The organism is Sphingomonas sp. QA11 (genome assembly GCF_028473665.1).
GTDB classification, from domain to species: domain Bacteria; phylum Pseudomonadota; class Alphaproteobacteria; order Sphingomonadales; family Sphingomonadaceae; genus Sphingomonas; species Sphingomonas phytovorans.
In genome coordinates, this window is the sequence record NZ_CP098774.1 from 5,199,726 (window position 1) to 5,213,190 (window position 13,465).

Below are 13,465 nucleotides of genomic sequence, written 5' to 3' on the forward strand. Positions count from 1 at the left end.
GCCCATGCCCGAGGCACATGTCACACCGGCCCCGCTCGCCTCGCCGCTCGCGCCCGCCGCGGCGCTCGGCGGCGGCAGCGATTTCTTCATGTCACAGGGCGACTGGGCACTGGTCCAGGCCTATCTCGACACCGGCATCAGGCTGCCTGTCGACGCGACCCAGGCGGCGAAGGTGATCGGTTTCACTGTCGACGAGGCAGGGGATTATGACGATCTGTGGACTGCCTTCTCCACGATCCACGACCATTGCAGCGATTTCCTCAACACCAGCTACCCCGCCATCGTCGGCGTCGCTTCCACGATCGCGACCTTCGGGACAAGCAAGGTGCCGGTCTTCTACGGCGCGATCGACAAGATCATCGCGCAGGTGAAGGCGGGCACGATGACGCTGGACAAGGCGGTCGTGCAGATGCGCACGATCCTGCTCAACCTCCAGGCTGATGCGCAGACGAAGGACACCGACGTCGCCGCTCAGGCGGCCGTGGTCGACAGCTTCATCGCCCAGATGAAGACCGATGCGGCGATGCTCGCGCCGATCAAGGCGAAATATCAGGCCCAGCTAGACGGCGAGGATGGGGTGATCGCCACCCTGCGCGTGATGGTCTCGGCGCTTCGACAGCAAGTCGAAGACGAGTTCAGGGAGGTCGCCAGGGATGAGGAAATCGCGATGGGCTCCGTCGTCCTTTTCGCTGTTCCGGTGCTCGGTACGATCACGGCAGCCTGTCTCACGGCGGTCTATTTCGAGCGCGCGCGCCAGGAACGCATCATCGCGGAAAAGGACGCGGAGAAGCTGACCGACCTGCAGGCGCGCCTCAAGGTCGCTCTCGCGCTTGACGGCCACCTCGAGCTGTCGATGCACGCCCTGGGCAAGGTGGATGACGCGCTCACCGCCGCCACCCCGGCACTGGCCAAGGCACAGGCCGCGTGGACCGCGCTCGACACCGGGATCGCGGGCATCCTCGCCACGCTGGCGACCGATATCAGGGATATCGCCACGCTCGGGACGAAGCTCGATATCGATACCGTCATCGCTGCCTGGAAGACGATGGCTGACGACGCGGACGATTTCCGCGCCAACGCGTTCATCACGATCACGCCGGCACCCGACCCCGATGCGGCGGCGGGCGGCACGCCGACACCCACTCCTTCCGCCACGACCGCCGGCTGAGGGCGGTCGCGATGGGCACTCTCCTCTTGTTTGGCCGGGCACCCGGCGTGGCGCCTGGGACACCGGACGGCACGGGCAATGTGGACAAGGGCTGGATCGAGGCGCCGCGCGTCGACCTGCACAAGGAGTCGGTCGACGGGTCTGTCGTGCAGGACACGGGGCAGGGAGGGCTGTCGGCCGATCTATGGGTGGCGCTGACGGCGTTTCTCGATCAGGCGCGCCACGCGCGAGGCGCTGTCGACGCGCTTGGCCTGCCCGGTGGCGGGCCGCCTGCCTTCCCGGCGCTCTGGGCCAGTTGGGGGCGCTTCACGTCGGCGCTCGATCAGTGGCAGGCAACGCGCGATGCGCTCGTCGCCCTGGCGAACGACATCGTCAGCTATGCGACGGCGGTGGTTCCGCAAAGCTATGGCCGGATCGAGGGCATGCTGAATGACGGCGCGTCGGTCGACGCCATCGCCGCCCTGCTCGGCGAGGCGATCGCCCAGGCCGGACAGCGTGCCGACCGGGCGCGCGCACTGGCGGCGGCCATCGCGCCGCCGGTCGCGGCGATCAATGACCTGGCGGGCGCCTTTCATGCGGTCCAGCGCAACCCGCCAACACGCATCACGTTGCGCAGCGCCCCGTCGCTCTGCCTCGCCTATGACGGCAATGGCGATGCAGTGGTCAGCAATACGGGCGGTGGCGACAATCCGGCGCAGCATTGGACGATCGAGCCGGTTCGCATGCTCATTCCCGGCTGGGTGTTCCGTACCGCCGCCCGCGATCGCACGCTGACGGTGCCGGCCGGCGATACCGGCGAGCGCGAAGGATCGCGTCCGCGACTGATCTCGACCGGCCAGGCTGGTCCGAACGGTCTGGATGGCGGGGCGGCTGTCTTCATCCATTACAGCAGCGGTTATCTCCAGCCGGGCAAATGGTCCGGGCACACGCTTGATTGTGCCGGGAATTCTGGCTGGAATTCAGGCACGCCGGTCCTGTGCTGGGAACAGAATGACGGCGATAACCAGAAATGGTCGTTCACCGCGCGCAGCCTTGGCGATCTCGATTTCTATGATGCGATCGCGCCGGTGGTCATCACCAGCGGCTCGGGCCTCGGCGCGCTTCAGCATCTGGAAGGTGACTGGCGTGCTGTCGCTGACGATCTTGGCGATGGTCTCGCCCAGCTTCGCGCGGTCGATTCCACCGCTGGCTTCATCGGCGGGCTCCAGATCGAGAGCGTCATGGGCGAATGGGCCGATCTTGCGCGGGAGGCACAGGCGGCGATCACCCTGCTCTGACGCACGATGTCCGTCGGCGTCGCACGGTGACGGATGGAGCGGCCAAGGGGTAAACCGTCACCACAATAGAGGAGAGCGCGACCCACCCTATTGACCGCCATGGCGTGTGCGGGCAGCCTGATCGAATCACCGTGGAGCGTTGCGTTCGACAACGAAGCGGAGGGGGAGCCGATGGATGAAATCGTGAAGACCAGGGATCTGATCGGCGAACTTCTCGTTCGCTGGGGCGACAGCGCCGTTGCGCTCGATACCGCGCTCCGCTTGCTTCACGCGCAGGATCGGACCGGCGACGCGCTCATCCTGATTTCGCAGGCGATGCAGGATGCTTTCCAATATGGTCCGATCTGCCCCTGGTGACCGAATGCAAGGCGTGCGCCGGCTGAAGCGACTACCGGGCGCGCCGCCCTGATCTCGTGTGAGCGGCCCGGCGATCCCGCGTCGAGCCGTCTCCGCCGGATCAGTCAGCGGTCACGATCGGATAGTCCAGCCTGACCGTATCGAGCAGTCGCTCGATCTCAGCGATCTCCCGCGTTCCGCCGCTCGGTCGTACCGACCAGTTGAACGGGCCGTGGGTGGCGACGTCATGCAGATGAACCGGCCCGATCGCCATCCGCCAGGAACGGGCGCTGCCGCCTGCCTTGCGGGTCAATCGGGCGACGAGGAGATCCTGAAGCTGGCTGGCGGTCATCGTCCGCCTTTTGCGGGCTGGACGCGATTGCGCAAGCTGCGGATGCACCGGATGAAGCCTGCCTGCGGCGAAGAGCCACCCTGCTGCCGTTTCACCGCAATGCAGCTTGCCCTTGCCCCGCCTCGGCGTGCACCGGACCGTGCTCGATGTTCGCTACATGCGGCGGCGCATGCTGTTCCCGCCCCCCTTCGCTCAGTCTGGTTATGACGATCCCCGTGCAAGCAGCACCCGCACAGATGTAGGACAGTGCAAGCATGCTCTCGAAAACAATTTCCATCCACGGCCTCCGATTCTTCATGGTAATTTCCAGTTCGTGATCTGGGATTTGAACGAACGGAGTGAGCAGTTTCGCACATCGATATTTTTTATCGCGAATGTGCGGAATCCGCGGCTTCATCCGTTCAAGTGACAAAGAAGGAAGAGACGGCGAGGCAGGGCTGGAGGAAGCTGCGATGAATGATTTCGAACGCGCGCGTAACCAGGCGTATGACCGGATTCATCAGCGATTGCAGGCGACCGCGCGGGCATTCACAGCAACGTCATCTTACCCGATCCTCTCTGAACCGAATGATCTCGCGCAAGCGGCGATGCTGAAAGTTCATGAATTCATCACCAGGCGTGAGTTGTTTCTGGGCGACGAGTTCATTCTCGACCAAGCGATGGAACGCGAGGCAGCGGGCTGGGGTACGACGTGCCTGAAACATTCCCTGATCGACGAGATTCGCGCCGTCCGACTCCGCTTGCCAAGGACGATGCGTCCGAAATCGACGGATGGCGAAGAGGATCCCCCGGATGAAACACCCAGTATGGAGCCCTCGGCGGAGGAGAATGTTTGCGCGACGACTTTACTCAAAGCGCTGCGGACATTGAAATCTCGCCATCGCGAGAAATATGTCGGGGGCCTCGAAACGATGCTGCGGTCCGTATCGGACTCGAATTTCACCAGAGCGACGCTCGGCCACATTACCAACCTTACCCATACGCAACTCGGACGTATCGAGAACGAAATCGTAAGGAGCGGGATTGCCGACCGGAGCAGCGCCAAGGATGCGAACAATGAAACTTAACTATGTGGGACAGCTGTCGGGGGCAGAACTTGACAGGCTGGAAGCACGCACGGTCGAAGGATTATTCGACGAGGTTTGCGATTTGCTGGACTATGCTAGCGACGATGCTTTGGAGGACTTCCTTTGCGAGATGGATGGGGCGCGTGCCAACGCAAGGCCGGTGGTTTCATTCGAGCACGGGTCGATCGATGAGCGGGGAACTCTCGAACTCGATACGCCGATATACGCGGATGTGGCTGCGCGCGTCGTGCTGAGCCAGCGGTGGCAGTCGCGGCGATCGATGGCGGACTAAAGGGTAGACTGTGTGTCGGGCTGGTCCCTGTCGCGTAGCTAGATCGCGTAGCCCGCGCGCTGCGGCCGGCTCAGCATGGCGTTGGCCGCGTCGTCGCCGATGAAGCGTTCCGCCACCGGGTCCCATGCCAGGCGCCGCCCGGTCCGCATCGCGGTCCAGTGGAGCAGGCAGGTCGAGCACGCGCGATGGCCCAGCTCTGCCGGCGAGATGTTGGGCGCCCCCGTCCTGATGGAATCGAGCCAGTTGCGATGCTGTTCCGGGCTTTTCGGCAAATGGATTTCATTGGGCCCGATCACGCTGTCGAGGACCTTCGGATTGCTCGCCAGCAGCCCGCTCGTTCCGGCCGCGGCGATCGCGGGGTCGCTCGCGGTGACGCCGCCGGTGCGGGTGACGAAGATCGATCCTTCGGTGCCGATGAACTTCACGCCATTGGGCAGCGCGCCGGAGATCTTCATCTCCACCCCGTTGGCGTAGCGCCCATGGGTCTCGAACGGGCCGTGCACGTTCCACAGGCCGCTTTTCGGGAATTCGGCGGTACCCCAGATCTCGACCGGGCCGCCATGCTCCGTGTCCATGCCCCAATGCGCGATATCGACATGGTGCGCGCCCCAGCCGGTGATCATGCCGGCGCCGAACTGCTCGCAGCGAAGCCAGCCGGGCCGGCCGAACTTGCCGTCCTGCGGGTGCACGCGGATCTCGGTGTAATAGACCTCGGGGGTGGTGCCGAGCCACGCGTCGTAGTTGAGATTCGCCGGAATCGGCATCGCCGCGGCTTCGGGCCCGGAAGGGTCGCCGGGCAGGCCGATCTCGACATGAGTCAGCGTGCCGATCCGTCCGTTGCGCACCAGCTCGCATGCCCGGTGGAATTGCGGCCAGGGGTCTTGTGATCGCTGCTGCGATCCGATCTGCAGCACGCGGTCGGTCTTCGCCACCGCGTTCGCCATCTGCCGCCCTTCGGCGATCGTCAGTGATGCCGGCTTCTGGCAATAGACATGCTTGCCGGCCTGTACCGCGTGGATCGAATTCGGCGCGTGCTGGTGGTCGGGGGTCGAGATGATGACCGCATCGATATCCTTGTTGGCCAGCAGCTCCCGGTAATCGGTATAGCCGCGCGTGCCCGAATAGGGCTTGCCCGCCTTCTCGCCATAGGTCGTGTCGACCAGTTCGATTCCCTGCTGCACGCGCCGCGTATCGAGGTCGCAAACGGCGACGATATGGGCGTCGTCACACTTGAAGACCTCGACCATGTCATGGATGCGCGAGATGCGACCGACGCCGATCGCGCCGATGTTGATTCGCTTGCTCGGCGCGTTCCGGCCGAACACGCTGGCCGGCACGATCGACGGGAAGCCGATCGCGGCGATCGCCCCGGTCCTGATCAGGTCGCGCCGCGAAAACCCTGTTCTGGTGGTCATGACACTATCCCTCCGTCAGGCCGTGATCGGCCGGGTGGCGTTCTTCTGGGCGATGAGCACGAGCTCGGCGGCGAGCAGCGCCTGGTCCTGGTCCTGCGCGATCGATGTGCGCTCGACCACGTCAGTCACGAATTGCGGGCCGAACGGCAGGTATACGTCCTTGCAATCGAGATAGCGGGCGCTCTTGCCATCCACGACGAACAGGTGGTTGCCGCCGGGCTTGCCGGTCGGGTCGGCATATTTGCGTAGTTCGATATAGCCCTCGGTCCCCAGCACGAAGAGCCGCCCGTCGCCCCAGGTGCCGAGCCCCTTCGGCGTGAACCAGTCGACCCGCAGATAGCCGGTACCGCCATTCCCGCTCATCGTCATGTCGCCGAAATCCTCGAACAGCGGATGGTCGGGATGGTTGACGTTGCCGGTCTGCGACGCGACGACTTTCGCGCGGCGGCTCTTGGTGAAGAACAGGAACTGTTCGGCCTGGTGGCTGCCGATATCGGTCAGGATGCCGCCGTATCGCGCCTTGTCCCAGAACCAGCCGGGGCGGCTGGCCGGGTTCACCTGGTGCGGGGCGATGTTGATGGTCTGCACGACACGCCCGATCGTACCCTGTTCGATCAGCTCGCCCGCCTTGATCGCGGCGGGCACCTCGAGCCGTTCCGAATACATGATCGCGAATTTGCGTCCCGTCGTCTTGATCGCCGCGCGGACATCGGCAAGCTGCTTGAGGCTGGTGATCGCCGGCTTGTCGCCGAGAAAGTCCTTGCCCGCCCGCATCGCGCGGATGCCGAGCGGCGCGCGCAGGTCGGGGATCGGTGCGCCCGCGATGAGCTGGATCGATGTGTCTTCCAGGATCTCCGCTTCGCTCCGTGCGAGCTTCGCGGTCGGGAAGCGCTTCTGGAAATCGGCGAGCTGCTTCGCGTCGGTGGCATGGACCCACACCAGGTCGCCGCCACCGCGGATCACCGCCGCCGTCATCGCATAGATATGGTTGTGGTCGAGGCCGATCACCGCGAACCTGATGTGATGCTTCGGTTGCGGGTCGGTCGGCGCGCCGGTGTTGACCACCTCGGGAATGGCGTTGCCGCTCAACGCCTGCGCCAGCACGTCGCCCGGCAGCGCGGCGGCGAACCCCGCAAAGCCGGCGCCGGTCAGCATCGAACGGCGATCGATCGGATTCATCGCGTCTCTCCTTGGCGCTGGTGCTCAGTTCTTCGGCGTCGCCGGGGTGGACCAGTTGATCACATGATAGGTGGTGTCGGTGGTGCCGACGTTGCGCAGTCCGTGCAGCGAATTGGATGCGTTGAAGATCACCGATCCCGGCCCGAGCCGTTTCCACACGCCGTCCGACAAGGTTTCGACCGTGCCGTCGCGGATGATCACCAGTTCCTCGTTGGGGTGCCTGTGCGGCGCGTGCGAGGTCTGGCCAGGCTTCAGCGTGGTGACGTGCATCTCGAGATCGTCGAGCGTCGCGGTCGGCCCGTTACCAAGGCTGCGTACCTCGCCGACATCGGTCGGCGTGACTTTCATCGCGTTCCAGTCCCACACGGACGGACCGATGACCTTCTTGCCCTGGGCGAGCACCCCGGCAGAACAGGTAAGCGCGACGGCCCCCAGCGCGACGACGATATCCCTGTGGGTGATGCGCATCGTGATGTTCCTCTCCTGGCCGGTGCGCCGCTTGCCGGGCGTCATCGGGTCAGCGCCGATGGTAGCGTTAACCAGAGGCTTATTGCTGATCCTATAGGATTTTCAAAGCGCCAAATTGGCGTCGATGACGATTCCGGTCGCTTCTGCCTGCGGCTCACCGACGCGCAGCATGGCGAGCGCCGAGAGCGCCATCAGCGCGCCCGCGATGGCGATCGTCCAGATCGGCTCCTCGGGGAAGACATTGTGGATCAGGCTGCCCATCACCGTCGCGATGAAGAGCTGGGGCAGGACGATGAAGACGTTGAAAATGCCCATATAAACGCCCAGCGTCCCGTGCGGCAGCACGCCGGCCAGCATCGCATAGGGGATGGTCAGGATCGATGCCCAGGCCACCCCGATGGCGATCATCGGCAGGATCAGCAGCACCGGATCGCGGATGACCAGCATCGCGGCAAAACCTGCCGCGCCGGCCAGCAGGCAGGCCATATGAGTCCGGCCCATGCCGATCCGTCGCACCAGCCCCGGCAGCAGGAAGGCGGCCAGGGCCGCGACCCCGTTATAGACGGAGAAGAGGATGCCGACCCAGTCGGCGCCGTCATTATAAGCCCTGGACGCCGTATCGGTCGACGCGAAGACGTAACGGGTGACGACCGGCGTCGTGTAGACCCACAGGACGAAGAGCGCCGACCAGGAAAAGAACTGGACAAGCGCGAGGCGGCGCATCTCCACCGGCATCTGGACGATATCCCGGGCGATGCGGGTCAGCGCGTTGCCCCCCTGACCGGCATCGCGCGCCGGGGCATCCTCGCCGGCAAAGGCGCGCATCTGTTCGGGCGGGTATTCGTGCGTGGTGAGCACGGTCCACAGCACGGCGCAGAAGATCGCCACGCCGCCAAGGTAGAAGGAATAGCGCACTGCGTCGGGGATGACGCCAGCGGGCGCCACGTTGCTCGCCCCGAGCGCGGTGATCGCGAACGGCGCGATCGACCCAAGCACTGCGCCCGCGCCGATAAAGGCGGTCTGGAAGGCATAGCCGAGGGTGCGCTGCGTCGGGCCGACCATGTCGCCGACAAAGGCGCGGAACGGCTCCATCGAGATGTTGATCGATCCGTCGAGTATCCACAGCAGCGATGCCGCCACCAGCAGCACCGGCGCGTGCGGCATGGCGATCAGCGCCAGTGCGGCAAGTGCCGCGCCTGCCAGAAAATAGGGCCGCCGCCGCCCGAACCGACCCCAGGTGCGGTCGCTGAAATGGCCGATCAGCGGCTGGACGATCAGCCCGGTTATCGGCCCGGCGATCCACAGCAGGGCAAGCGTGTCGACATCGCTGCCGAGCGACTGGAAGATGCGGCTGATGTTCGCGTTCTGCAGGCCGAACGCGACCTGGATTCCGAAGAATCCGAACGAGATGTTCCACAGTCCGGCCAGGGACTGGCGCGGCCGCCCGGTCACTCGCTCCAAACCCCCTGCTGTATGTTTTTTGTTTTCTGCCGGGCAGGATGTCAGTGACTTGGCGCCCCGGCAATCCCCGTTCGCGCGAGGCCATTGCTTTCCGGCGGGCGCGGCGGGCAAAAGGACGGCGAGCCGCAAGGGAGAGGCCGTTGAGCAGTTCGGAACTTGGGCGCGAGTGGTGGCGCGGGGCGGCGATCTACCAGATCTATCCACGAAGCTTCGCCGATTCGAACGGCGACGGCGTTGGCGATCTCGCCGGCATCACCGCGCATCTCGATCATGTCGCGTCGCTTGGCGTTGATGCGGTGTGGCTATCGCCCTTCTTCCCGTCGCCGATGAAGGATTTCGGCTATGACGTGTCGGATTATCGCGGGGTCGATCCGCTGTTCGGCACGCTGGCGGATTTCGACGCGCTGGTAGCGCGTGCCCATGCGCTTGGTCTGAAGGTGATCGTCGACCAGGTCTATGCGCATACGTCCGACAAACACGACTGGTTCGCGGAGAGCCGCCGTGACCGGACCAACGCCCGGCAAGACTGGTATGTCTGGGCCGATGCGAAGGCGGACGGCACGCCGCCCAACAACTGGCAATCGGTGTTCGGCGGGCCGGGCTGGACCTGGGACGCGCGGCGCGGCCAATATTACATGCACAATTTCCTGAGCAGCCAGCCGCAGCTCAACGTGCACGAGGCGGCGGTGCAGGACGCGCTGCTCGACGTCGCGCGCTTCTGGCTAGATCGTGGGGTCGACGGATTCAGGCTCGACGCGATCAGCTGCGCGATGGTCGATCCGGCGCTGCGCGACAATCCGGCAAGACCGCCGACGAATAGCCGCCGTACCCGTCCGTTCGATTTCCAGTTCCACATCCATAGCCAGTCGCATCCCGACATTCCGCTCTTCCTCGAACGGGTGCGTGCGCTGACCGACACTTATCCTGGTCGATTCACCGTGGCCGAGGTCGGCGGCCCGAATGTCGAGCTGGAGATGCAGGCCTTCACGCAAGGCGACCACCGGCTGAACACGGCATATGGCTTCAACTTCCTTTACGCGAAGGCGCTGACCCCGGCGCTGGTGCGCGAGGTGCTTGAACGCTGGCCCGATACGCCCGGCACTGGCTGGCCGAGCTGGGCGTTCGAGAATCACGATGCGCCGCGCGCTGTGTCGCGCTGGGCGCCGCCGGGGCATGAGGAGGCGTTCGGGCGGATGAAGATGCTGCTGCTCATGGCGCTGCGCGGCAATATCTTCCTCTATCAGGGCGAGGAGCTTGGCCTGACCCAGGTCGATATCCCGTTCGACCGGCTGCGCGATCCGGAGGCGATCGCCAACTGGCCGCTGACCCTGGGCCGGGACGGCGCGCGGACGCCGATGCCCTGGGTGGCCGGAGAGGCGGGGCTGGGTTTCTCGACGGTTGAGCCATGGTTGCCGTTCGGGCCGGACCATGCGGCGCTGGCGGTCGCTCGGCAGGAGCGGGATGGGGCGTCGATGCTCGCGCTGACCCGGCGGTTGCTGGCGATGCGCAAGGCGAACGCCGCGCTGGTGACGGGGGCGATCCGGTTTGTCGAGGCGACGGAGACGGTGCTCGCGTTCGAACGGGAGTCGGGCGGGCAACGGCTGTTGTGCGTGTTCAATTTCGCGGCTGAGGCACGGGAGTGGCTGCCCGAGGATGCTGACTCGTGGCGCGTGGTCGAGCAGGTCGGCGAGGTCGAGCAATGGCGGCTCGGCCCGTTCGCCGGGGTGATCGCGGAACGGCCTGCCTGAATCCCGCCGTCACCCCGGACTTGTTCCGGGGCCCACCGTCGTTCGGGCGCTTTGCTTCATGGTGCGCGCTGCGTCTCGCCGCGGAGTGGATGCCGGAACGAGTCCGGCATGACGTCAGGGGATGTCGAACGCGAACGCTTCCACCTCGTGCCGCACCCCAAGTTCAAGCGCCTCGGCCACCAGCCGCAACGGTGCCGGATCCACATCGCTCTCCCCGCGCGCCATCAGGTCGGCGAAGCGCGCATAGAGACGCTGATATTCCACATTCCTACCCACTGGGACCGCCTTGCCCGCAATGGTCAGCTCGGCACCGCCCATCGCCAGCTTCAGCATGCCGTCGGGCGTATCGATCTCGATATCCCAGCGCTGCACGCCCTCATGGAGGAAATCGAGTTCGACCGAGACCGGCACCGCGCCGCCGCGCAGCGCGAGCGTTGCCGCGATCGGCTGCGTCCGGCCCTTCGGCACCGCCAGTCCGGCTGCCTCCACCGCCAGCGGCATGGGCAGGATGTCGGTCAGGATCGACAGCGCGTTGATCCCGGGATCGAACACGCCGAAGCCGCCGGCCTCCAGAATCCATTCCTGCCCCGGATGCCAGACGCGGATGTCTTCCTTCCAGATCACCCGCACGGCTTCGATCACGCGGCCGGCCAGCCAGGCGCGCGCCGCATCGACCCCGGCCGCCTCCTGCGAATGCCACGCGGTGAACAGGGTGACGCCTGCATCCCGTGCCAGCGTTTCGAGGTCAGCGACCTCGGCGAGCGTCAGTCCCGGCGGTTTCTCCAGCAGCACATGGAGTCCCGCCGCGATCGCCTCCCGCGCCACCGCGACGCGCGCGGCGGGCGGGGTGCAGATCGCCACCGCCGCCGGCGCATCGGCGGCGAGCAGGGCGGCAAGATCGGGATGGACCGGCACCGCGCCCGACACGGCATGCGGGTCAACCGCGCCGGTCAGGCGGAACCGGTCATCGGCGTCGATCGCCGGGACATGCTGGTCCCGGGCGATCTTGCCATAGCCGATGATCCCGATCGGCAGCATCAGCCGCGCGTCACTTCAGCGCCACCACGGTCACTGACTTGGCCGGCAGGGTCAGCACCACCTTGCCGCCAGTCACCGGCACCGCCGCGATGTCGCGGGGCGCGACCGCCAGCGGCTCGCCGATGCGGTTATGCGCATCGATCCGGTCAGCGGTCAGTACCTTGCCCGACAGGGTCGAGGCCGTCCCGCCATCCAGGTTGAGAGTCACGGTCAGCGCATTCACCGGATCGAGATTCGCCAGCGACACATGCACCGCGCCGTCGGCGCCGCGCACGGCCGATGTGTTGAGCGACGCCATGGTCCATTGATCCTTGTTGTACCACGGGCTTGTCTGGTCGACCGGCAATTGAGTCGCATCCTGCCACGGCACGTACATGCCGAACACCTGGTAGGTCGGCGTGACCACCATCTTGTCGCCATCAGTCAGGATCATCGCCTGAAGCACGTTGATCATCTGGGCGATGTTGGCCATCTTCACGCGCTCGGCATGGCGGGTGAAGATGTTGAGGTTGATCGCCGCGACCAGCGCGTCGCGCAGGCTGTTCTGCTGCTGAAGGAAACCGGGGTTGCTGCCCGGTGTCGGATCGTACCAGGTGCCCCATTCGTCGACCGCCAGCCACACGCGGCGTTCCGGATCGTACTTGTCCATGACCGCGCTGTGCTTCGTCACATACTCGTCCATGAGCAGCGTCTTCGACAGGGTGCGCGCCCAGCTCGCCTCGTCGAAGCCGGTCGCGGAGCCTTTCCGTTTCCAGTCATCGGGCACGGTGTAATAATGCACGCCCAGGCCGTCGATCCGGTCGCCGGCGTCGCGCATCATCACTTCGGTCCAGTTGTAGTTCGAATCGCTCGCGCCGCTCGCGATCTTCAGGATCTTCGTGTTCGCCGGCGCCTTGACGAAGGTCGCGTAGCGCCGCGTCTCGTTCGCCGCATAGTCGGGATGCATGTTGCCGCCGCAGCCCCACAGCTCGTTGCCGAGGCCGAAATAGGGGAGCTTCCACGGCTCCTTGCGGCCGTTCGCGCGGCGCTCATTGGCGAGCGTCGAGGCGGTCGGCGACGTCATATATTCGACCCAGTCGGCCATTTCCTGCGGCGAGCCGCTGCCGACATTGCCGGAGACATAGGCTTCCGCGCCGACCATCTCGGTGAAGTTCATGAACTCGTGGGTGCCGACCGAATTTGGCTCGGTCACGCCGCCCCAATGGGTGTTGACCTTGACCGGCCGCTTCGCGCCGACGCCCTCGCGCCAGTGATATTCGTCGGCGAAGCAGCCGCCCGGCCAGCGGATCAGCGGCACCTTGATCGCGCGCAACGCCGCGATCACGTCGTTGCGGAAACCGTCGCTGTTGGGAATGCGGGAATTCCTGCCCACCCACAGCCCGCCATAGATGCCGGTGCCGAGATGCTCGGCGAACTGGCCGAAGATCTCGCGCTGCACCTTGGGCCCGGGCTTGTCGGCGTGGATGGTCACGCTCGCCTCGCGCCCCTGTGCCCAGGCCACTCCCGACGCGAAGACAAGCGCCGCCGCCAGCGCGATCCGCGCGCCCGTTCTCAACCGTTTCAATGCCGCCATTGCCCGTATCCTCCCATGATGCCGTTCGACGACGACTGGCTTTAGTTTATTGTCTGAGTATATGGCTACGCAAGCGAATAAAGTTTGGCGG

13 protein-coding genes are annotated in these 13,465 nt (G+C 65.4%); 6 read left to right on the plus strand and 7 right to left on the minus strand.

What is annotated here, in order from left to right; translation table 11 throughout:
• Positions 1 to 4: 4 nt before the first annotated feature.
• The 3 genes from NDN01_RS24100 to NDN01_RS24110 all read left to right on the plus strand — a co-directional run bounded on the left by NDN01_RS24100 (position 5) and on the right by NDN01_RS24110 (position 2,802).
• The gene (locus tag NDN01_RS24100; RefSeq protein WP_272624753.1) at positions 5 to 1,168 is read left to right on the plus strand and encodes a hypothetical protein; all 1,164 of its coding nucleotides are present in this window, start codon (positions 5 to 7) and stop codon (positions 1,166 to 1,168) included.
• 11 nt (positions 1,169 to 1,179) lie between these two features.
• Entirely contained in the window at positions 1,180 to 2,445 is a 1,266-nt protein-coding gene (locus NDN01_RS24105; RefSeq protein ID WP_272624754.1) for an RICIN domain-containing protein, read from the plus strand.
• Positions 2,446 to 2,544: 99 nt separating this feature from the next.
• A complete protein-coding gene (locus tag NDN01_RS24110; RefSeq protein ID WP_272624755.1) occupies positions 2,545 to 2,802 on the plus strand; it encodes a hypothetical protein in 258 nt (85 codons plus the stop codon).
• 100 nt (positions 2,803 to 2,902) lie between these two features.
• Here NDN01_RS24110 and NDN01_RS24115 read toward each other — a convergent pair whose 3' ends face one another.
• The gene (locus tag NDN01_RS24115) at positions 2,903 to 3,133 is read right to left on the minus strand and encodes a hypothetical protein (protein ID WP_272624756.1); all 231 of its coding nucleotides are present in this window, start codon (positions 3,131 to 3,133) and stop codon (positions 2,903 to 2,905) included.
• 452 nt (positions 3,134 to 3,585) lie between these two features.
• Between NDN01_RS24115 and NDN01_RS24120 the strand changes: the two genes are divergently transcribed.
• Both NDN01_RS24120 and NDN01_RS24125 read left to right on the plus strand, forming a co-directional pair.
• Positions 3,586 to 4,200 (plus strand): hypothetical protein, encoded by a 615-nt coding sequence (locus NDN01_RS24120; protein ID WP_272624757.1) that lies wholly within the window; start codon positions 3,586 to 3,588, stop codon positions 4,198 to 4,200.
• Positions 4,190 to 4,492 (plus strand): hypothetical protein, encoded by a 303-nt coding sequence (locus NDN01_RS24125; protein WP_272624758.1) that lies wholly within the window; start codon positions 4,190 to 4,192, stop codon positions 4,490 to 4,492. The genes NDN01_RS24120 and NDN01_RS24125 overlap by 11 nt, the downstream gene beginning before the upstream one ends.
• A 38-nt stretch (positions 4,493 to 4,530) precedes the next feature.
• On the opposite strand, the gene NDN01_RS24130 is transcribed toward NDN01_RS24125, so the two are convergent.
• The 4 genes from NDN01_RS24130 to NDN01_RS24145 form a co-directional block, all read right to left on the minus strand.
• Positions 4,531 to 5,907 carry a Gfo/Idh/MocA family protein gene (locus NDN01_RS24130; RefSeq protein ID WP_272624759.1) on the minus strand — a complete coding sequence of 459 codons (1,377 nt, stop codon included), beginning with the start codon at positions 5,905 to 5,907 and terminating at the stop codon, positions 4,531 to 4,533.
• Between the two features lie 15 nt (positions 5,908 to 5,922).
• Positions 5,923 to 7,086: a Gfo/Idh/MocA family protein gene (locus NDN01_RS24135; RefSeq protein WP_272624760.1), complete on the minus strand. Its 1,164-nt coding sequence runs from the start codon at positions 7,084 to 7,086 to the stop codon at positions 5,923 to 5,925.
• A 24-nt stretch (positions 7,087 to 7,110) separates the two neighbouring features.
• Positions 7,111 to 7,554 carry a cupin domain-containing protein gene (locus NDN01_RS24140; RefSeq protein ID WP_272624761.1) on the minus strand — a complete coding sequence of 148 codons (444 nt, stop codon included), beginning with the start codon at positions 7,552 to 7,554 and terminating at the stop codon, positions 7,111 to 7,113.
• A gap of 102 nt (positions 7,555 to 7,656) precedes the next feature.
• Complete coding sequence (locus NDN01_RS24145; RefSeq protein WP_443025168.1) at positions 7,657 to 9,015, minus strand: MFS transporter; 1,359 nt, start codon at positions 9,013 to 9,015, stop codon at positions 7,657 to 7,659.
• Positions 9,016 to 9,155: 140 nt separating this feature from the next.
• On the opposite strand from NDN01_RS24145, the gene NDN01_RS24150 reads away from it, so the two are divergent.
• Positions 9,156 to 10,763, plus strand: a complete 1,608-nt coding sequence (locus tag NDN01_RS24150) for an alpha-glucosidase family protein (protein WP_272624763.1) — start codon at positions 9,156 to 9,158, stop codon at positions 10,761 to 10,763.
• A 114-nt stretch (positions 10,764 to 10,877) separates the two neighbouring features.
• Here the strand turns inward: NDN01_RS24150 and NDN01_RS24155 are convergent, their stop codons facing one another.
• Both NDN01_RS24155 and NDN01_RS24160 read right to left on the minus strand, forming a co-directional pair.
• The gene (locus tag NDN01_RS24155) at positions 10,878 to 11,801 is read right to left on the minus strand and encodes a Gfo/Idh/MocA family protein (protein ID WP_272624764.1); all 924 of its coding nucleotides are present in this window, start codon (positions 11,799 to 11,801) and stop codon (positions 10,878 to 10,880) included.
• Between the two features lie 10 nt (positions 11,802 to 11,811).
• Positions 11,812 to 13,374, minus strand: a complete 1,563-nt coding sequence (locus NDN01_RS24160; RefSeq protein ID WP_272624765.1) for an alpha-N-arabinofuranosidase — start codon at positions 13,372 to 13,374, stop codon at positions 11,812 to 11,814.
• Positions 13,375 to 13,465: the final 91 nt, after the last annotated feature.